The 18,501-nt window shown below is 68.8% G+C and carries 17 protein-coding genes; 12 read left to right on the top strand and 5 right to left on the bottom strand.

Annotation, left to right across the window (positions count from 1 at the left end; all coding sequences use genetic code 11):
- The first annotated feature begins 104 nt into the window (after window positions 1-104).
- The 6 genes from ACXJLH_RS05405 (at window position 105) to ACXJLH_RS05380 (ending at window position 8,056) form a co-directional block, all read left to right on the top strand.
- Entirely contained in the window at window positions 105-302 is a 198-nt protein-coding gene (locus ACXJLH_RS05405; RefSeq protein WP_056202667.1) for a hypothetical protein, read from the top strand.
- 13 nt (window positions 303-315) lie between these two features.
- Window positions 316-741 (top strand): globin family protein, encoded by a 426-nt coding sequence (locus tag ACXJLH_RS05400; RefSeq protein WP_056202664.1) that lies wholly within the window; start codon window positions 316-318, stop codon window positions 739-741.
- A 39-nt stretch (window positions 742-780) separates the two neighbouring features.
- The gene (locus tag ACXJLH_RS05395; protein WP_457442798.1) at window positions 781-2,772 is read left to right on the top strand and encodes a PAS domain S-box protein; all 1,992 of its coding nucleotides are present in this window, start codon (window positions 781-783) and stop codon (window positions 2,770-2,772) included.
- A gap of 30 nt (window positions 2,773-2,802) precedes the next feature.
- Window positions 2,803-3,753: a Bug family tripartite tricarboxylate transporter substrate binding protein gene (locus tag ACXJLH_RS05390; RefSeq protein ID WP_457325983.1), complete on the top strand. Its 951-nt coding sequence runs from the start codon at window positions 2,803-2,805 to the stop codon at window positions 3,751-3,753.
- A gap of 109 nt (window positions 3,754-3,862) precedes the next feature.
- The gene (locus ACXJLH_RS05385; protein ID WP_457323217.1) at window positions 3,863-5,377 is read left to right on the top strand and encodes a malonate--CoA ligase; all 1,515 of its coding nucleotides are present in this window, start codon (window positions 3,863-3,865) and stop codon (window positions 5,375-5,377) included.
- 54 nt (window positions 5,378-5,431) lie between these two features.
- Entirely contained in the window at window positions 5,432-8,056 is a 2,625-nt protein-coding gene (locus ACXJLH_RS05380; protein WP_457323218.1) for a diguanylate cyclase domain-containing protein, read from the top strand.
- A gap of 4 nt (window positions 8,057-8,060) precedes the next feature.
- Here the strand turns inward: ACXJLH_RS05380 and ACXJLH_RS05375 are convergent, their stop codons facing one another.
- Together ACXJLH_RS05375 and ACXJLH_RS05370 are read right to left on the bottom strand one after the other, a co-directional pair.
- Complete coding sequence (locus ACXJLH_RS05375) at window positions 8,061-8,555, bottom strand: 3'-5' exonuclease (RefSeq protein WP_056202650.1); 495 nt, start codon at window positions 8,553-8,555, stop codon at window positions 8,061-8,063.
- 58 nt (window positions 8,556-8,613) lie between these two features.
- Complete coding sequence (locus ACXJLH_RS05370) at window positions 8,614-9,192, bottom strand: hypothetical protein (protein WP_457323219.1); 579 nt, start codon at window positions 9,190-9,192, stop codon at window positions 8,614-8,616.
- A 153-nt stretch (window positions 9,193-9,345) separates the two neighbouring features.
- Here ACXJLH_RS05370 and ACXJLH_RS05365 point away from each other — a divergent pair, with 153 nt between their 5' ends.
- From ACXJLH_RS05365 to cfa, 5 genes are all read left to right on the top strand, one after another.
- The gene (locus ACXJLH_RS05365; protein WP_457442796.1) at window positions 9,346-10,929 is read left to right on the top strand and encodes a methyl-accepting chemotaxis protein; all 1,584 of its coding nucleotides are present in this window, start codon (window positions 9,346-9,348) and stop codon (window positions 10,927-10,929) included.
- 225 nt (window positions 10,930-11,154) lie between these two features.
- On the top strand, window positions 11,155-12,873 hold the full coding sequence (locus tag ACXJLH_RS05360) for a methyl-accepting chemotaxis protein (RefSeq protein ID WP_457323221.1): 1,719 nt from the start codon (window positions 11,155-11,157) through the stop codon (window positions 12,871-12,873).
- Window positions 12,874-12,912: 39 nt separating this feature from the next.
- On the top strand, window positions 12,913-13,827 hold the full coding sequence (locus tag ACXJLH_RS05355) for a dihydrodipicolinate synthase family protein (protein WP_056202635.1): 915 nt from the start codon (window positions 12,913-12,915) through the stop codon (window positions 13,825-13,827).
- Entirely contained in the window at window positions 13,824-14,759 is a 936-nt protein-coding gene (locus tag ACXJLH_RS05350) for a 4-hydroxyproline epimerase (protein ID WP_457323222.1), read from the top strand. The genes ACXJLH_RS05355 and ACXJLH_RS05350 overlap by 4 nt, the downstream gene beginning before the upstream one ends.
- A 115-nt stretch (window positions 14,760-14,874) precedes the next feature.
- The gene (gene cfa / locus ACXJLH_RS05345; protein ID WP_457442794.1) at window positions 14,875-16,080 is read left to right on the top strand and encodes a cyclopropane fatty acyl phospholipid synthase; all 1,206 of its coding nucleotides are present in this window, start codon (window positions 14,875-14,877) and stop codon (window positions 16,078-16,080) included.
- Between the two features lie 37 nt (window positions 16,081-16,117).
- Here the strand turns inward: cfa and ACXJLH_RS05340 are convergent, their stop codons facing one another.
- Window positions 16,118-16,879: a spermine/spermidine synthase domain-containing protein gene (locus ACXJLH_RS05340; protein ID WP_457442792.1), complete on the bottom strand. Its 762-nt coding sequence runs from the start codon at window positions 16,877-16,879 to the stop codon at window positions 16,118-16,120.
- A 24-nt stretch (window positions 16,880-16,903) separates the two neighbouring features.
- A complete protein-coding gene (locus ACXJLH_RS05335) occupies window positions 16,904-17,647 on the bottom strand; it encodes a YoaK family protein (protein WP_056202624.1) in 744 nt (247 codons plus the stop codon).
- 64 nt (window positions 17,648-17,711) lie between these two features.
- Between ACXJLH_RS05335 and ACXJLH_RS05330 the strand changes: the two genes are divergently transcribed.
- Window positions 17,712-17,888 carry a ribbon-helix-helix protein, CopG family gene (locus ACXJLH_RS05330; RefSeq protein WP_057296700.1) on the top strand — a complete coding sequence of 59 codons (177 nt, stop codon included), beginning with the start codon at window positions 17,712-17,714 and terminating at the stop codon, window positions 17,886-17,888.
- Between the two features lie 193 nt (window positions 17,889-18,081).
- Here ACXJLH_RS05330 and ACXJLH_RS05325 read toward each other — a convergent pair whose 3' ends face one another.
- Window positions 18,082-18,426: a nuclear transport factor 2 family protein gene (locus ACXJLH_RS05325; protein ID WP_457389944.1), complete on the bottom strand. Its 345-nt coding sequence runs from the start codon at window positions 18,424-18,426 to the stop codon at window positions 18,082-18,084.
- Between the last annotated feature and the right edge of the window lie 75 nt (window positions 18,427-18,501).

Here is an 18,501-nt window from a genome sequence, read left to right as displayed (position 1 = left end):
AAGGCAGCGTGGTGTTGAAACAAACGCAACACAGTCGAGCCGACGTGAAGCGCGCTTGAAACCGGCGCGGCCGACAGTGGCGACACACCAACCGGAAGACCCTCATGCACTACCGCAGCGACAACCCCTCCACCGACTGGCCCGAAACGATGCTCGTCGGCTGCCGCAGCGAAGCCTTCGCCGAGGACCTCGAACACGCCCCTGCGCCCTCGCCCCGCTGGAACCTGCTCGAGCGCCTCATCATGGCCTTGCCACTGCTGTGCGTGTTCGCACCCGTCGCCGACGCTTACCTCATCCATTGACACCGAGGCTGCCATGACCCCGCACCAAATCCACCTGATCCGCAGCAGCTTCGCGCCGCTCATGCCCCTGGCGCCCACCGTCGCCGAGGCCTTCTACGCCCAGCTGTTTGCCCGTGACCCCGCCCTGCGCGCGCTGTTCCGTGGCAGCGCCATGGTCGAGCAGGGGGCGCGGCTGATGCAGATGATCGGCGCCGCCATCGACCTGCTTGACCGCCCCGCCTCGCTGAACCCCGTGCTGCTCAAGCTCGGCCAGCGCCATGCCGGCTATGGTGTCGTCGAGGCCCACTACGCCAGCGTCGGCGCCGCGCTGCTGGACACCCTGGCCGCCGGCCTTGGCGATGGCTTCACGGCCGAGGTGCGCGAAGCCTGGACGGTGATGTACGGCCATGTCGCCCGGACCATGCAAGAGGGTGCCGCTACCGAGGCGCTGGCCGCCTGAGCCTGCTTATCATCGGCGCGCCCAGGGAGAGCGCGCCGCATGACAGAGACCTTGCATTTCCACCCCACGCCCGACGCCGGCGTGGGCGAACTCGGCAGCGTGCTCAAGGCCACGCTGCCGCTGCTGTCGCAGCTGCTGGAAGCCGTGCCGGCGCGCGTCGTCGTCATCGACGTGGCCGAGCGCTTCGTCTGGGCCAACCACGAGTTCTTCAAGTTCACCGGCCTGCATCCCAAGCAGGTGCTCGGCCAGCCCATCGGCCGCATCATTGGCGACGCCGCCTATGCCGACTACGGTGCCGTGCGCTCGCGCCTGGCCAGCGGCCAGACCGTCGCGTGGGAGGGTTGGACCGAACTGGCTGGTGCCGGTCGGCGCTATATGCGCGAGCACCTCATTCCCGTCGACGTGCAGGCCGGCGTGCCGCAGGCCACCGTCGTCATGAGCCTGGACCTGACCGAGCTGAAGCGGCGCGACGCCGAGCTGTCGGCCAAGGTCACCGAGCTGCAGGCCAGCGAGGCGCTGAAGTCCTCCATCTTCGACCACGCGATGGCGGCCCTGGTCTCCACCGACAGGACCGGCCACATCGTCGAGTTCAACCCCGCCGCGGCGGCCATGTTCGGGCTGGCGCGCGCCGAGGCTATCGGCCGCTCGGTGTCCGACGTGATGATTCCGGCCCGGCTGCGCGCGGCCCACGAGGCTGGCATGGCGCGCGTCTCGGCCGGCGGCGAACAGCGCATCATCGGCAAGCGCATCGAGATGCAGGCCCAGCGCGCCGACGGCAACGAGTTTCCCGTCGAGATGGTGCTGTGGCGCACCGATGTAGCCGGCCAGGCCTTCTACACGGCGTCGCTGTTCGACCTGTCCGAGCGCCAGACGGCGCTGAGCGAGATCGAACGCCAGCGCGAGGCGCTGCGCCAGAGCGAGAAGCTGACGGCCATGGGCAGCCTGCTGGCCGGCGTGGCCCACGAGCTCAACAACCCGCTGTCCATCGTCATGGGCCGCGCGTCGCTGCTGGCCGAGAAGATGAGCGGCGACCCGCGCGCCGCCGACGCCCAGCGCATCCACGAGGCCGCCGAACGCTGCGGCCGCATCGTGCGCACCTTCCTGAACATGGCGCGCAGCCGGCCCGCCAACCGCAGCGAGGTGGCACTGAACGACCTCGCCACCGCCGCCGTCGACATGCTGGGCTATGTGCTGCGCAGCCACGGCATCGCCGTCACGCTGGACCTGCTACCGGGCCTGCCACCCGTCAAGGCCGATGCCGATCAGATCGGCCAGATCGTGCTCAACCTCATCGTCAACGCCCAGCAGGCCCTGGGCGCTCGAGACAACGGCCGCCGCCTGACCGTCTCCACCGGCGTGGCGCCCATGACCGACGGCGACCGCCGCCGCACGCCGCGCGTCTGGATGCGGGTGCGCGACAACGGCCCCGGCATCGACCCCGAGCTGCGCGAGCGCATCTTCGAGCCCTTCTTCACGACCAAGAGCGAGGGCGTCGGCACCGGCCTGGGCCTGGCCGTGTCGCGCTCCATCGCACGCGACCACGGCGGCGAGCTGACGCTGCAGGACGATGGCAGCGGCGCCTGCTTCTGCCTGCAGATGCCCGTCAGCGGCGAGCCCGAGGCCAGTGAGACCGAACCCGTACCGCTGCCGGCGACCGACGAGTGCAGCGCCCGCATCCTCGTCGTCGATGACGAGACCGAGATTGCCGAGCTGATCGGCGAGATGCTGTCGGGCGCGGGTTATGAGGTCATGACGGCCGAGTCCGGCGCGGTGGCACTGGCCATGCTCGCCGAGGCGCGCTTCGACGCCATCGTCAGCGACCTGCACATGCCCGACATTGACGGCGCCCAGCTCTGGCGCGAGGTCAAGGCCCGGCACCCGTCGCTGGCGCGGCGCATGCTGTTCGTCACCGGCGACACGCTGTCGCCCATCGCCCGCCAGTTCCTGCACGAAGCGCGCTGCGACAGCCTCAACAAGCCCTTCTCCAAGCCGGAGCTGCTCGCCCGTGTGACCGCATTGCTGCAACCATAATTGCCGCACAACACTGACGGAGACAAGCCGATGAAGCGACGCATGCTGCTGCCCGCGCTGTGCAGCCCCTGGCTGGCGCTGGCCCAGGGCACCAAGCCTCAGACCTGGATCGTGCCCTTCCCCGCTGGCGGCGGCACCGACGCCTTCGCGCGGCCGCTGACCGCGCTGCTGACCCGGCAGCTGGGCCGCCAGGTCATCATCGACAACAAGGGCGGCGCGGGCGGCACGGTGGGTGCCACCATCGCCGCCAAGCTGGCGCCGGACGGCAACAACTTCTTCATGGGCGCCGTGCACCACACCATTGCGCCGTCCATGTACCCCAGGCTGGACTACAAGCTGGAAGAGGACTTCATCCCCGTGGCCCTGCTGGCCAGCGTGCCTCAGGTCATCGTCGTGCACCCGGGCCAGGTGCCTGTCAGCGATCTCAAGGGTCTGCTCGCCACGGTGCGCGCCAAGCCCGGCAAGCTGAACTACGGCTCGGCCGGCAACGGCACTTCCCACCATCTGGCCGGCGAGCTGTTCAAGCTGCAGACCAAGACCTTCATCACCCACATCCCCTACCGCGGCGCCGGCCCGGCCCTGCAGGACCTGATCGCTGGCCAGGTGGACCTGATGTTCGACGGCCTGGGCTCGTCGGCCAACCACATCAAGAGCGGCCGCATCAAGGCGCTGGCGGTGGCGGCTCCCAAACGTGCTGTCGGCTTCCCCGATGTGCCGACGGCCGCAGAGGCCGGCGTGCCGGGCTATGAGGTGTCGACCTGGTACGGCCTGTGGGCACCCAAGGGCACGCCCAAGGAAGCGATCACCGCCATGCAGGCCGAGCTGCGCAAGGCCTTCGCGACGGACGACATCCGCAACATCTGGCACGGCCTGGGCGCGGAGACGCCCAATCTCTATGGCGACGCCTTCGGGCAATTCGTCAGCTCTGAAGTCAAGCGCTGGGCAGAGGTCGTCAAGCGCTCCGGCGCAAAAATGGACTAACCCCCTACCGGCTTCGCCGGCCCCCTTTGAAAGGGGGCACTGCCAGTGGCCCGGCAAAGCCGGTTCCACGGCAGTCACTTGGTAAGACACCACCCCGTCAACCAGCACCATGAATCTCTACTCGGCCCTGCGCGCCGGCTTCCCGGCGGACCTGGACGCGACCGCCATCGACGCCGACGGCCTGCTCTACAGCTGGCGCGACCTCGACAATGGCAGCGCCATGCTCGCCAACTGGCTGGGCCGGCTGGAGCTGCCCGCTGGCAGCCGCGTCGCCGTCCACACCGACAAGAGCATCGAGAACCTGATGCTCTACCTGGCGGTGCTGCGTGCCGGCCTGGTCTACCTGCCGCTGAACCCGGCCTATCACGCGGCCGAACTGGAGCACTTCATCAGCGATGCAGCACCGGGCGTCGTGGTCTGTGCGGGCAAGCACTTCGGCTGGGTCAGCAAGCTGGCCTTCCAGCGCGGCGTGCGCTGGGTCTTCACGCTGGACGACGATCGCACGGGCACGCTGCTGGACCGCGCCGCGCAGATGCCGCTCGCACACGAACCCGTCAAACGGGCCGCCACCGACCTCGCTGCCATCCTCTACACCAGCGGCACGACCGGGCGCAGCAAGGGCGCCATGCTCAGCCACGGCAATCTGCTCTCCAACGCGCAGACGCTGAAGAGCTTCTGGGACTGGAAGCCCGATGACGTGCTGCTGCACGCATTGCCCATCTTCCATGTGCACGGCCTGTTCGTCGCCTCGCATGGCGCGCTGCTGAATGGCAGCAAGATGCTGTGGTTCAACAAGTTCGACGCCGGCGCCGTGGCGCGCCGCTTCCCCGAAGCCACGGTCTTCATGGGCGTGCCCACGCTCTATGTGCGGCTGTTGCAGGAGCGCACACTGGATAGCAGCCACATCCGCCTCTTCATCAGCGGCTCCGCGCCATTGCTGATCGAGACGTGGCGCGAATGGCAGGCCCGCACCGGCCATGCCATCCTGGAGCGCTACGGCATGAGCGAGACGCTGATGCTGACCTCCAACCCGTGCCGCCCGGAGGACGGCGACCAGGGCCAACGAGTAGGCGGCACCGTCGGCCCGGCGCTGCCGGGCGTGAGCCTGCGCATCGTCGATGACGAGGGCCGCCCCTGCGCGGCGGACGAGATCGGCCATGTGCAGGTGCGCGGGCCGAACGTTTTCAGCGGCTATTGGCAGATGCCCGAGAAGACGGCCGAGGAGTTCACCGCGGACGGCTGGTTCAAGACCGGCGACGTCGGCCGCGTCGGCGCCAATGGCTATCTGACGCTGATCGGCCGCAGCAAGGACCTCATCATCAGCGGCGGCTTCAATGTCTACCCGGCCGAGATCGAGGGCTTCCTGAACGACCTGCCCGGCGTGGGTGAATCGGCCGTCATCGGCGTGCCGCATCCAGACTTCGGCGAGGCCGTCGTCGCCGTCATCACGCCCGACGGTCAGCCTGACCCCGAGGCGCTGATCCAGGCGCTCAAGGCCCGCATTGCCGGCTTCAAGGTGCCCAAGCGCATCCTGGTCGTGCCGGAGCTGCCGCGCAATGCCATGGGCAAGGTGCAGAAGAAGCTGCTGCGGGAGCAGCAGGCAGCGCTGTTTGCGCCGAAATAGCGGAGCCGGATGGCGGGGGCGGCGGCGCACAATGGCCCGCAACCCCTGCCCCCGATGAGCGCCGCCACCCCGCCCACCGAGCCGCTGAAGCAGGCCCGCCGCCGCCGCTGGCGCGAGCGTGCCCTGCTGCTGGCGCCCGCCCTGGCCTTCGGTTCCGTCGTGCTGACGATCTGGGCCTTGGTGGGCTGGTATGCCGTCGAGAAGCCCCGAGAACTGCTGGCCCAGCAGCGCCAGGAGCTGGCTACCGGCGTTCGTGCCGTCGCGATGCAGACCGAGCCCGTGCTGCGCCAGGCCGAAAGCGCGCTGCGCGTCGTGGACCTGTGGCTGCTGACGCGTCGCACCGATGGGCAGGAGGGGCGGCCGCAGGCCGACGCCATGCTGCGCCAGTTCGTCGACAGCGTGCGCAGCGGCTCGCGCCAGATGGTCGACATCGTGCTGGTGGCGCCCACCGGCCAGGTGCGCCGGCTGCAGGCGGGCGCTGAGGGCGACGACGCCAGCATCGCCGGCACCGCGGCCTTCGGCGAGATCGCGGGCCTGGTGCCCGAGGGCATTGCGCTGGGCCTGCCGCTGCGCCTGGGCGGCCGCGCCGACGATGGCCGGCTGCGCCTGCCGCTGCTGATGCGGCTGTCGCGGCCGCTGGACGACTACGAGTTCGTCATGGCCACCATCGACCTGCAGCGCCTGCATGACATTCAGGGCCTGTTCGTGCCCTTGCCGCCATCCTCCCTCGTCATGCTGCGCACCGACGGCCTGGCCCTGTCGCGCCGGCCTGAGGTGCCGGGCTTTGTCGGCCGCAACCTCTTCGAACAATTCCCCGCCGCCCGCCGCAATCTCAGCGGTGAAGAAGGTTTCTACGCCAGCAGCGGCGCGGCCACGGACGGCCGGCCCCGCACCGGCGCCTTCGTCACCCTGTCCGACTACGGCCTGAAGCTGCTGCTGTCGGGCACCGAGGAAGACGTGCTGGTGCCGTTCTGGCGGCAGCGCAGCCTGGTGGTGGCCGCCTCGGCGCTGGCCACGCTGGGCCTGGTGCTGCTGGCGCGCTGGCTGGGCCAACTGCAGCGCGCGGCACGGCTGCGCGAGGCGACCCTGCAAGCCACCAGCAATGCCATGCCGCTGGGCCTGTTCCGCACCGACGAAACCGGTCGCATCGTCTACGTCAACGACAGCTATCTGCACGTGCACGGCCTCAGGCGCGAGAACGTCGAGTGGGGCTGGACCACCCTCGTGCAGCCAGAGCAGCGCGACATGCTGATCCAGCGCTGGAAACACCAGATGGCCACCGGCGAGCCCATCGACATGGTGCGCAAGATGAAGCGCGGCGACGACGGCCGCATCCGCTGGATCGCGGTGCGCACGGCGCCGCTGTATTTCGACGGCCGGGTGGCCGGCCAGGCCGGCACCGTGGAAGACGTGACCGAGCGCGGCGAGCAGGAGAAGGCCCTGCAGACGCTGACCGCCATCTTCGACATGACGCCCGACTTCGTCTGCCAGGCCCGCGAGCATGGCCAGGTCACCTATCTCAACCCGGCTGCGCGGGCCCGCCTGGGGATGGCCGCCGATGCGCTGCTGGGCGACGCCCACATCGCCGACTACTTCTCGGCCGAGCAGCTCGACCTCTACGAAAAGCTGGTGCTGCCCGCCGCCATGCGCGAGGGCCACTGGCGCGGCCGAATCGGCTTGCAGCTGGGCGACGCGAAGCTGCCGATGGACTGCCTCATCATCATGCACCGCGACGTGCGCGGCCGTGTCGAGACCGTGTCGGTCATCCTGCGCGACATGTCCGAGCAGCTGCACGCCCAGCGCGAGAGCGAACGCAACGAGGCCATGCTGCTGGCCGTCGCCCACACGGCGCGGGCACAGTTCCTCGTCGGCGACACCGAGGCACGGGTGATCTTCTTCAACGCCGCCTTCGAGGAGCAGCGCCGCGTCGAGCTCAAGGACTGGGTCGGCCGGCCGCTGGCCGAGCTGTTCGGCGTGCAGGACTACGCAGCCCGTGCGCCACTGATCGAAAGCGCCCTGGCTGGCGAAACGCGCCGGCTGGATCTCGTCGACCCCAGCGAACGCGACGGCCACAGCTTCGATGCGCAGTACGCACCGCTGCGCGTGCAGAGCGGCAAGATCGAAGGCCTGATCGGCATCGAGGTCGATGTGACCGAAACCCGGCGCGAGGAGGCGCGGCTGCGCCTGGCCTCACAGACCGACGCGCTGACCCAGGCGCTCAACCGCACCGGCTTCGAGGAGGGCGCGCGCCGCTTGCTGACCGCCCCACCGGGCCAGCGCCTGGCCCTGCTCTACCTCGACCTGGACAAGTTCAAGCCCGTCAACGACCTGCACGGCCACCCGACCGGCGACGCGCTGCTGAAGGCCGTGGCGCTGCGCCTGCGCCATGCGTTGCGCCCGGGCGACCTGGTGGCCCGTCTGGGCGGCGACGAATTCGCCGTGCTGCTGCCGCAGGTGCACGAGGCCAGCGACGCCGCCACGGTGGCCGACAAACTGCTGCACGCCCTCTCCACGCCGTATCACATCGGCGAGCTGGAGCTGGAGATCGGCGTCAGCATCGGCTACTGCGTCGCGACGACGGGCGCGGTCAACCTGGAGCAACTGGTGGCACAGGCCGATGCCAGCCTCTACGAAGCCAAGCGTGCCGGGCGCGGCTGCCACCGCGGCGGCGAAATCTAGGAGCCTAGACAGCCACGCCGTTCTTGATCTCGTCCAGGGCCAGCTGCAGCACGCGCGCATCGCTGCTGGCGCGGTGACGGGTCAGGCGCTGTCGCTGACGCACGATTTCGGTGACGCCGCGCCAGCGCTGGGCCTCCTGCTCGTCGAGCAGCCGGCGCAGGTCATCCAGGCGAAAGTTCTGCCGCATGCCGGCCGCGTCGTAGAGACGCGCCAGCCAGGGGTAGTCCTGTCCCCAGCCATCGCAATAGACGGTCTGGCCGGCCAGCCGCTCATTGAGCTGCTCAGCCATCCAGCGAACCGGTCTGCCGTGGCGCTGAAGCAGTTCGCGGCTGATGCCGTGCAGGGCTTCGGCGCTGGGGTCCCAATGCAGCCAATCGGGCTCGGGCGTGACCAGGCCACAGAACAGCCCGCCGTCCACCGCGACGAATCCGACCTCGATCGGATAGCTGCCGCGGCCGAAGCCCGAGGCTTCGATGTCCAGGATGGTGGGAAGCTGCATACGGACGCCAGTTTGTCAGGCCCGACACAGAAGTTACACAGGGTTGTCGCCGAGATGGCTAGCCCGGCTCGTTCTCGATCACCTGTTCGTTCTCGAACAGCTGCAGCGCTGCCCGCCCGACCTGGCGCGTGTCCCAATAGGCATAGGCGCCGACCCCCGCCGCGCCGATCAGCGGCACCCAGCGCGACAGCATCCGGCTGGCGGCCTTCTTGCCCAGGTACACGCCGATGGCCTCGGCCACGCGTTGCAGCAGCACCTGCGCGGCCGGGCGCACGATGACGCGCTCGCCGACGCGCACCGTCAGGTCGCGCAGGGCCTGCGCAGCCGTGTGGCGGAACAGGCACCACAGCATCTGCGCCGGACCGAGGTCGGCGCTGCGGCCATAGAGGGCGGCAATGTCGGCCACCAGTTGGCGCTGGATCTGCCAGACGGCCAGCATCTCCGGCGCGATGGTGGCCCAGCCCAGCGGCCCCGGCGGCAGGGCCAGCGTGCCGGCGGCCAGGCCGGCCTTGGCGGCGGCGCCCTCGATGGCACGCGCCGCCGCATCCCGGGGCCGCGCGCTGGGCGTACATCCGGTATCAGGCGGCTGCGCTACCAGCGCCAGCACCCTTTCGCCCAGGTTGGCTTGCGTCTCCATGCCTTTGCTCCAGTGCCGCGAACTGCACACCACGTGCACTGTCCCTTGCGCGGCATCAAAGATTCGCATAGTTTCACATCCTCGTGCTAACTTCGATTCAACATGGAGCCTGGCGGCGGATGCACGCGCCGCCAGCACACAGGGAGAACAACCATGAATATCTTCAAGGACCTTCGCATCGGCCTGCGCCTGGGTCTCGGCTTCGCGGTCTCCATCTTGTTCAGCGTTGCGCTGGCGCTGTATGCACGTGGCCAGCTGAGGCAGATCAACGACGAGCTGGCGCTGATGGTCAAGGACCGTGTCGTCAAGGTCGAGCAGCTCGAACAGGTCAAGCACAACGTCAATCTGACGGCACGCACGGTGCGCAACATCGTGCTGCTGAGCGATCCAGCCGCCATCCAGAAGGAACTGGACACGATTGCGGGCAACCGCAAGAGCACGGGTGACCTGTTTCAGAAGCTGCAGGCCTCGATCACCTCCAGCCAGGGCACCAAGCTGCTGGCCGCCACCGCCGAAGCACGGGCGCCCTATGTCGCGACGCTGCAGCGCGTGACCGACCTTGGCGTGCAGCAGCAAAAGGACGCCGCACGCGACCTGCTCCTGGGCGATGTGCAGGCCAAGCAGCAGGCCTATTTCGCCGCGCTCGACGCCCTGATCGACTACCAGAAGGAGCTGATGCGCACGTCGGCGCAGCTTGCCGATGGCACCGTGAGCTTTGCCTCGGCGGCCATGCTGATCGCGGCGGCATTGGCAGGCGCCGTGGGTGTGGCGCTGGCGCTGTTGATCACGCGCTCGGTGGTGGGCCCGATCCAGGACGCGGTGCGCGCTGCCGAGACCGTGGCAGCCGGTGATCTGAGGCTGCATCTGACGACCGATCGCCGAGACGAAGCGGGCCAGCTGCTGGCCGCGCTGCAACGCATGAACGACGCGCTGGTCGACATCGTCGGCACGGTGCGCGGCAACGCCGACAGCGTCGTCATGGCCAGCGGCCAGATCGCCCAGGGCAATGCCAACCTGAGCCAGCGCACCGAGCAGCAGGCCAGCAATCTGCAACAGACGGCCGCGTCCATGGAGGAGCTGACCGCGACGGTCAGCCACAACACCGATATCTCCCGCCAGGCCGCCCAGCTCGCCAACAGCGCGGCGCGCGTGGCCGAGAGCGGCAGCCAGGTCGTGGGCCAGGTGGTGAACACGATGGAGCAGATCACGGCCAGCTCCAGGAAGATCGCCGACATCACCGGCGTCATCGACGGCATCGCCTTCCAGACCAACATCCTGGCCCTGAACGCAGCCGTGGAAGCTGCGCGCGCCGGCGAACAGGGCCGGGGCTTTGCCGTCGTGGCCGGCGAAGTGCGCAGCCTGGCCCAGCGCAGCGCCGAAGCCGCGCGCGAGATCAAGGTCCTGATCAACGCCAGCGTTGAACGCATCCAGACGGGCAACGGCCTGGTCGGCGACGCCGGTCGCACGATGGGCGAAGTGGTCGGACAGGTGCAGCGCGTGGCCGACCTGATCAGCGAGATCAGCGCGGCCAGCGTCGAGCAGAGCAAGGGCATCGGCCAGATCGGCGAGGCGGTCAGCCAGCTCGACGAAGTCACCCAGCAAAATGCCGCCCTCGTCGAGGAGAGCGCCGCCGCGGCCGAGAGCCTGCGCATCCAGGCCAGCCAACTCGCCGGCACGGTTGCGGCCTTCAAGCTCGACGCCGTGGCCGCGCCCAGGGCGGCGCCTGCCTCGTTCTAGGCGCTGCGGCCGCGCGCACACCGCCGTTGGCCCGCCGGCTGTGCCCACGGGCGCTAGGCACCCCCCAGCACGGGCAGCGGCGGTAGTTGTTGGCTTTTCGCGGCGGTAACGCCGCTAAAAACGCCTTGCGTGGCGCCGGCCTGAAGGAAGAGACTCGGGGCACGGAATACGGCTCGACACGAAGCCCAGGCCGATCAGGGAGCGTCACCCACAAGGAGACCCACCATGAACCTCCTCACGCGCCTGCGGATCGGCCAGCGTCTCGGCCTGGCTTTCACCATCTCCATCGCCTTCACCGTGTTGCTGGCCGCCTATGCGCGAACGGCGCTCCTTGGCATCGACCACGAGCTCGAGGTGATGGTCGAAGATCGAATGGTCAAGGTCGAGCAGCTCGAACAGATCAAGGACAACGTCAACATCAACGCACTGGCCGTGCGCAATGTGCTGCTGCTGTCTGATGCCGAGGGCAAACGCAAGCAGCTGAGCGATGTCGACGCCGCTGCCAAGCGCACGGCCGAGCTGTTCGAGAAGCTCGACGCCAGCGTGCCGCCGGGGCGGGGGCGCGAAATATTGGGCGGCGTCGTGCAGGCCAGGCAGCTGTTCGTGGCCTCGGTGCGCAGGGTCATCGATCTGGGCCTGAAGGACGACACGGAGAAGGCCCGCAACCTGCTGCTCAGCGAGACGCATGAGTTGCAGCTCAAGTATTTCCAGCAGCTCGACGCGCTGATCGCCTATCAGAAGGAGTTGATGCACGCCGCGGCCGCCGCGGCGAACGCGACCGTTGACTTTGCCGGCATCGCGGTCATCGTCGCGGCCGCTGCCGCGCTGGCCCTCGGCGTGGCCATGGCCCTGCTGATCACCCGCTCGGTGGTGGGCCCGATCCGCCAGGCCGTGGCCGCCGCCGAGACGGTGGCTGCAGGGGACTTGCGCCTGCATCTGTCCACCGACCGCACGGACGAGGCCGGCCAGTTGCTCAACGCGCTGCAGCGCATGAACGACTCCCTGGTGGGCATCGTCGGCGCGGTGCGCGGCAATGCCGAGAGCGTCGCCACGGCCAGCGGCCAGATTGCCCAGGGCAACGCCGACCTGAGCCAGCGCACCGAACAGCAGGCCAGCAACCTGCAGGAGACCGCCGCCTCCATGGAGGAGCTGAGCGCGACGGTCAAGCACAACACCGACACCGCCCACCAGGCCGCGCAGCTGGCAGGCAGCGCGGCTCGCGTGGCCGAGAGCGGCGGCCAGGTCATGGGCCAGATGGTGTCCACCATGGATGAGATCACGACCAGCTCGAAGAAGATTTCCGACATCATCGGCGTCATCGACGGCATCGCCTTCCAGACCAACATCCTGGCGCTGAACGCGGCCGTCGAGGCGGCACGGGCCGGCGAGCAGGGGCGTGGTTTCGCCGTCGTGGCCGGCGAGGTGCGGGCCCTGGCGCAGCGCAGCGCCCAGGCCGCGCGGGAGATCAAGGCGCTGATCGGAGCCAGCGTCGAACGTGTCGAAGCCGGCAACAAGCTGGTGGGCGAAGCCGGCAGCACCATGGACGAGGTCGTTGGCCAGGTGCGCCGCGTGGCGGACCTGATCAGCGAGATCAGCGCCGCCAGCAGCGAGCAGGGCAAGGGCATCGGCCAGATCGGCGATGCCGTCAACCAGCTCGACCAGGTCACGCAGCAGAACGCCGCCCTGGTGGAGGAGAGCGCGGCGGCCGCCGAGAGCCTGCGCATCCAGGCCGGCCAACTGGCCGAGACGGTGGCAGCCTTCAAGCTCGACGCCGTCAACGCGGCCCGTCCGGCTGCGGCGCCCGTCAGCCGGCCGAGGACGGCCGGCGTGGCCAGGCCGGCTCCCGCACGCCCGGCGAAGGCGCGCGCGGTGGCGCCCAGGGCTGCTCCGGTTCCGGCCGCCGTTGCGGTGGCCGCCGACGGCGACGACTGGACGTCGTTCTAGTTGAGCGAACATGGGGCTCCCCATCCAGGAGCCCCAGAGATGCACAACGTCCCCTGGCGCGGCGTCTTCCCCGCCGTCACCACCAAGTTCCATGCCGACGAAAGCCTCGACTTCGCAGGCACGGCGCGCCACATCGATTTCCAGATCCGCAACGGCATCCATGGCGTCGTCTGCTGCGGCTCGCTGGGCGAAGCCAGCACGCTGACGCTGGACGAGAAGCTGGCCGTCGCCCGCTGCGCGCTGGATGCTGCCAACGGCCGCGTACCGGTGCTGGCCACGGTGTCGGAGGCGAGCACCCGCGAAGCGCTGCGCTTCATCGAAGGCGCCAATGCGCTGGGCGTGGCCGGCTACATGGTCATGCCCTCGGTCATCTACGTGGCCGATGCGCGCGAGGCGATGGCCAATGTGCGTACCTATGCCCATGCCGCCCAGCGGCCGCTGATGGTCTACAACAACCCGGTCGCCTACCGCGTCGACCTCAAGCCCGAACACTTCGCCGAACTGGCTGACTGTGAACATGTCGCCGCCATCAAGGAAAGCAGCGGCGACGTGACCCGCATCACCGACCTGCGCAACCTGCTCGGCGACCGCTACCAGCTCTTCATGGGCGTGGACGATCTCGCCTTCGAGGGCCTGGCGCTGGGCTGCGACGGGCTGCTGGCCGGCGTCGGCTGCGCCTTCCCGCGCGAGACGGTGGCTCTGTTCAACCTGATGCAGGAAGGCCGCTGGGACGAGGCCCGCGCCATCTACCGCTGGATGACGCCGCTGCTGCACCTGGATGTGTCGACCAAGCTGGTGCAGAACCTCAAGCTCATCGACCTGCTGGTGGGCGTGGGCAGCGAGCACATGCGCCGGCCACGGCTGCCCGTCATCGGCGCGGAGCGGGAGCGCATCGAGGCCCTCGTCGCGAAGGCACTGGCGACACGGCCGGCTCATTGCCAGTCGCAACCATGAAGCGCATCCAGATCATCGACTCGCACACCGGCGGCGAGCCGACGCGTGTCGTCATCGACGGCTTTCCCGATCTCGGCGCTGGCACCATGGCCGAGCGGCGCGAACTTCTGGCCCGCGAGCACGACCGCTACCGCCGCGCAACGCTGCTGGAGCCGCGTGGCAGTGAGGTCCTCGTCGGCGCCCTGCTCTGCCCGCCACAGGACCCAGCCCACACGGCCGGCGTCATCTTCTTCAACAACGCCGGCTACCTTGGCATGTGCGGCCACGGCACCATCGGCCTGATGGCGACGCTGGCCCATCTGGGCCGCGTCGAAGCCGGCGAGCACATCATCGAGACGCCGGTGGGCCAGGTGCGGGCCACCCTGCACAAGGACGGGAAGGTGAGCGTGCGCAATGTGCCGGCCTACCGCCTGGCGGCCGGTGTCAGCGTCGAGCTGCCGACGGGCCAGACCGTAACGGGCGACATCGCCTGGGGCGGCAACTGGTTCTTCCTGTGCGCCGACCATGGCCAGGCCATCGCGCCCGCGCACGTCGCGGCGCTGACCGACTACGCCGCCATGCTGGGCCAGGCCCTGCAGGACCAGGGCCACCGCGGCACTGACCAAGCCGTCATCGACCACATCGAACTCTTCGCCGACGTCGACCCGGCCCTCGCCGACTCGCGCAGCTTCGTGCTCTGCCCCGGCCGCCAGTACGACCGCTCGCCCTGTGGCACCGGCACCAGCGCCAAGCTGGCCTGCCTCGCGGCCGCGGGCAAGCTGAGCGCCGGCGAGGTGTGGCGCCAGGCCAGCGTCATCGGCAGCGTCTTCGACGGCTGGTTCGAGAAGGAAGGAGCAAGCATCATTCCCACCATCCGCGGCCAGGCCTACATCAGCGCTGAGGCCACGCTGCTGATCGCGCCAGATGACCCGTTCGGCTGGGGCCTGCCGTAGCGCCAACAGAGGCCCTGGCGATATCCCCGCGCTTTCGTGAGTCATTGAAACTTGGGGCTGCACCGCGGCGAAAGCGACGGCAAACTGAGGGCGTCGTTGAAAGGAGTCGTTGCGCATGCCAGCGGAGCAAGCCACGCTATCCCGCCCCGAGGGCCCCAAGCCGCATTCGGCACCGCAGCCGCCCACCGTGCTGCGCGAGCTGCTGGCACGCGCCGATGTGCAGATCAACGGCGCACGGCCCTGGGACATGCGCGTCAACGATGCCCGCACCTACCGCCGCATCCTGACGCAATGGTCACTGGGCGCAGGCGAGGCCTATGTCGACGGCGACTGGGACTGCGAGCGCCTGGACATGATGTTCGACCGCCTGCTGCGCGCCCAGCTCGATCGCACTGCGCCGGCCTCGGCGCGCTGGAAGCTGCTGCTGGAGAGCCTGCGCCATCGCCTGTTCAATCTGCAGAGCGAGGCACGCGCCCACCAGGTTGGCGAGCACCACTACGACGTCGGCAACGATGTCTTCGAAGCCATGCTGGACTCGCGCATGATCTATTCCTGCGCCTACTGGGAGCATGCCCAGGATCTGGAGCAGGCTCAGGCGCACAAGCTGGAGATGATCTGCCGCAAGCTGGAACTGCAGCCCGGCGAGACGCTGCTGGACATCGGCTGCGGCTGGGGCGGCCTGGCGCGCCATGCGGCCGAGCGCTTCGGCGTGCGCGTCACCGGCATCACCATCAGCAAGGAACAACTGGCCCTGGCCGAGAAGCGTTGTGAAGGCCTGCCTGTCACGCTGCTGCTGCAGGACTACCGCTCGTTCCAATGCGCCGATGACCGTCGCTTCGACAAGATCGTCTCGGTCGGCATGTTCGAGCACGTGGGGCTGAAGAACTACGGCGTCTACTTCGACACCGCCCGCCGGCTGCTGGCGCCCGAGGGCCTCTTCCTGCTGCACAGCATCGGCGTGGACCAGCGCGCGCCGCATACCGACCCCTGGATCGAGCGCTACATCTTCCCCAACGGCAAGCTGCCCTCGCCCGTCGAGCTGGCCGGCGCGCTGGAGGGCCGCTTCATCATCGAGGACTGGCACAACTTCGGCCCCGACTACGACCGCACGCTGATGAGTTGGGCCGAGCGTTTCGAGGCGGCCTGGCCGCGCCTGGCCGCCCGCTACGACGAAGGCTTCCGGCGCATGTTCCGCTACTACCTGCTGAGCTGCGCCGGCTTCTTCCGCTCCCGCCAGGGCCAGCTGTGGCAGCTGGTGCTGAGCCGGCCGGAGCGGCGCTGCGTGTATCGCTCCGTCAGGCCGGCATCACCGCGCAGCTGACTGCAGGGCGGCACCAAGACGTTGCCCGCCCTCGGGCTCAGCTCCCTTCGCGCTGGTGTTGCAGCGTGGCTGCGACATGGGCAAACGCGGGCAGGAGTTCGTCCCAGGCCTGGCGAGCAAGCGGCCGCGGCTTGCGCAGCGCGCCGGCCTGCGCTGGCGCCCGCAGCGCGCGCCGGCCAGCGAAGGCAACGGTGTTGCTGCATTCCTTGTCGCCCACCAGAAGAACCGCGCCGTCGAAGGCGCGATCCAGGCGGGCCACATGGCGCTGGAACTCGGGGTGGGCGGTGTGCAGGTTGACCACCAGCAGGCCGTCTTCGCGCAGCGCCGTGCGGCAGTCGTCGTAGAAGGCCTGCGAGCACAGGGCCGGCGGCTGGCCTTCATGGTCGAAGCCATCCACCAGCAGCACGTCCAGCCGGTCCTGGGTGTGGCGCACGAAGTCGGCCCCGTCGCCGCGCCGCACGCGCAGGCGCGCATCGTCCGGTGGCACCTGGAACTGCTCGCGCAACGCGATGACGTGGGGGTTGATCTCGACGACCTCGATGCGCGTGTCCGGCAGCTCGCGGTGGCAGAACTTGGCCATGGAGCCCCCGCCCAGCCCGATCATGGCCAGCGTCTCGGGCCGCGGCACGAACAGCAGGAAGGCCATCATCGTGCGCGTGTAGGCCAGGTCCAGCGCATGCGGGTGCTGCACCTTCATGCGGCTCTGGATTTCGCAGATCGTGAAATGCATGGCCCGGGTATCCAGCGTCTCATAGACGAAGGGCTTGACGAACTGGTGTGGGTCGGCGGTGTCGGGCATGGCGTGCGGGAAAGGCAGCAGCGCTCAGGCGCGCTGCAGGTCGTTGATCAGCGGCGGCGAGGCCATCAGCACCAGCAGCAATGCGATGGGCAGGGTGGCCGAGAAACCGAAGTGCTTGAAGGCCAGCGCGCCGACGAGGCCGCCGACGAAGAACAGGCCCAGCACCAGGCTGTGGATAAAAAGCTTGTCGCGATTGGCGCGGACGAAGTGCACAGAATCGGGCGACGTGGCGCGGTTCCAGTACAGCAGCCGGCCCAGCTCGATGCCCAGGTCCGTCACCACGCCCGTCATGTGGGTGGTGCGGATCTCGGCCTGGGATATCTTGGTCACGATGGCGTTCTGCAGGCCCATGATGAAGCACAGCAGCAGCACGGCTGTCGGCACCAGCAGGTAGGCCAGCGTGTCGAGGTGGGCCCCCAGCAGGCCGAAAGCCAGCAGCAGCGCAGCCTCCAGCAGCAGGGCGAGCGCGTACCGGCTGTGCATGTGGCGCCGGCGCGCCCAGTTGATCAACAGGGCCGAGCAGGCCGCCCCCGCGATGAAGGCCAGCAGCGAGGCCAGCCCGGTCAACGCCAGCGCGACGCCGCCGGTGGCGAGATCGTCGGCCACGCCGGAGATCACGCCCGTCATGTGCGAGGTGTAGCGCTGCACGGCCAGGAAGCCGCCCGCGTTGACCGCCCCGGCCACGAAGGCCAGCACCGCGCCGAGCTGCCGATTGGCCGACCGCGTGCGGTGCCTGCCGGTGAGGCGGTGCAGGAAGCTGATGGTCACAGCGCTAATTTAGTTTGAATTCAATATGATTGCAATTATCATTTGATGAACATGAGGAGCCGGCATGGAACAAAAGACCGCCCGCCTGACGGTGCTGATTGATCCGGACAAGAAGAAGGCCTTCGAGACCCTGTGCGCGCAGCAGGACCAGACACCCTCGCAGGTGGTGAGGCGCCTGATTCGCGACTACCTGGCCGCCCATGGCGTGGACTACAAGCCGGACGCAGCGGCGTCTCGCTGAGCCGCGCTGGCGCCTCGGGGCCGTGCGTGCGGCTCAGAGGGTGAGAGTTTTTCAGACGCGCCCGAAAGGCGCGTCAAAACGCCCTCGAACTAGGCGCAAAGCACAGCCATAGCGGGCTATGGCGAGCATTTGCAACGACGGGCGAGGGTGTTTTGGCGTGCAAGGCGGGCGTGGATGAAAAGCTCTCGCCCTCTCAGTCGTCGCCGCGGCCGATGTAGGCGCGGATGGCCGCGATGCGGTTCGAGGGCTCGAACTCGAACACGTCGACGACGTGAATCGTGTCGCGGCCATTGACGGTGATCTTCAGCTCGGCCGCGGCACCATCCGGTCGGTCGTAGGCCGCCAGCACATCGATCGACAGGCTCGCGACGGACTCGAAGTTCTTGCGCGTCTCGGCCAGTGCCGCAGCCTTGCCAACGACGCGGATCTTCCAGTCGCGCAGCGTGATGGCGTCGGCAAACATGGGCTCGATGGCGGCGAGGTCGCGCGCTGCATAGGCGGCCAGGTAGGCGCGCACGAGGTCGAGTCGGTCCGTCATCGCCAGCTGTCCATGAAACGGTGGTTGTCCAAGGCTGGATGATCGCCGAGGCACGGGATGACACCCACACGAAAC

It is taken from the genome of Roseateles sp. P5_E4, assembly GCF_054049255.1.
This window is presented reverse-complemented; position numbering and strand designations above follow the sequence as displayed.

Bases quoted from the DNA above. Each gene is read 5' to 3' on its own strand.
- ACXJLH_RS05395 (WP_457442798.1), top strand. From the start codon at position 781: ATGACAGAGACCTTGCATTTCCACCCCACGCCCGACGCCGGCGTGGGC.
- ACXJLH_RS05405 (WP_056202667.1), top strand. From the start codon at position 105: ATGCACTACCGCAGCGACAACCCCTCCACCGACTGGCCCGAAACGATG.
- ACXJLH_RS05390 (WP_457325983.1), top strand. From the start codon at position 2,803: ATGAAGCGACGCATGCTGCTGCCCGCGCTGTGCAGCCCCTGGCTGGCG.
- ACXJLH_RS05365 (WP_457442796.1), top strand. From the start codon at position 9,346: ATGAATATCTTCAAGGACCTTCGCATCGGCCTGCGCCTGGGTCTCGGC.
- ACXJLH_RS05385 (WP_457323217.1), top strand. From the start codon at position 3,863: ATGAATCTCTACTCGGCCCTGCGCGCCGGCTTCCCGGCGGACCTGGAC.
- ACXJLH_RS05350 (WP_457323222.1), top strand. From the start codon at position 13,824: ATGAAGCGCATCCAGATCATCGACTCGCACACCGGCGGCGAGCCGACG.
- cfa (WP_457442794.1), top strand. From the start codon at position 14,875: ATGCCAGCGGAGCAAGCCACGCTATCCCGCCCCGAGGGCCCCAAGCCG.
- ACXJLH_RS05340 (WP_457442792.1), bottom strand. From the start codon at position 16,879: ATGCCCGACACCGCCGACCCACACCAGTTCGTCAAGCCCTTCGTCTAT.
- ACXJLH_RS05330 (WP_057296700.1), top strand. From the start codon at position 17,712: ATGGAACAAAAGACCGCCCGCCTGACGGTGCTGATTGATCCGGACAAG.
- ACXJLH_RS05370 (WP_457323219.1), bottom strand. From the start codon at position 9,192: ATGGAGACGCAAGCCAACCTGGGCGAAAGGGTGCTGGCGCTGGTAGCG.
- ACXJLH_RS05400 (WP_056202664.1), top strand. From the start codon at position 316: ATGACCCCGCACCAAATCCACCTGATCCGCAGCAGCTTCGCGCCGCTC.
- ACXJLH_RS05355 (WP_056202635.1), top strand. From the start codon at position 12,913: ATGCACAACGTCCCCTGGCGCGGCGTCTTCCCCGCCGTCACCACCAAG.
- ACXJLH_RS05325 (WP_457389944.1), bottom strand. From the start codon at position 18,426: ATGACGGACCGACTCGACCTCGTGCGCGCCTACCTGGCCGCCTATGCA.
- ACXJLH_RS05380 (WP_457323218.1), top strand. From the start codon at position 5,432: ATGAGCGCCGCCACCCCGCCCACCGAGCCGCTGAAGCAGGCCCGCCGC.
- ACXJLH_RS05375 (WP_056202650.1), bottom strand. From the start codon at position 8,555: ATGCAGCTTCCCACCATCCTGGACATCGAAGCCTCGGGCTTCGGCCGC.
- ACXJLH_RS05360 (WP_457323221.1), top strand. From the start codon at position 11,155: ATGAACCTCCTCACGCGCCTGCGGATCGGCCAGCGTCTCGGCCTGGCT.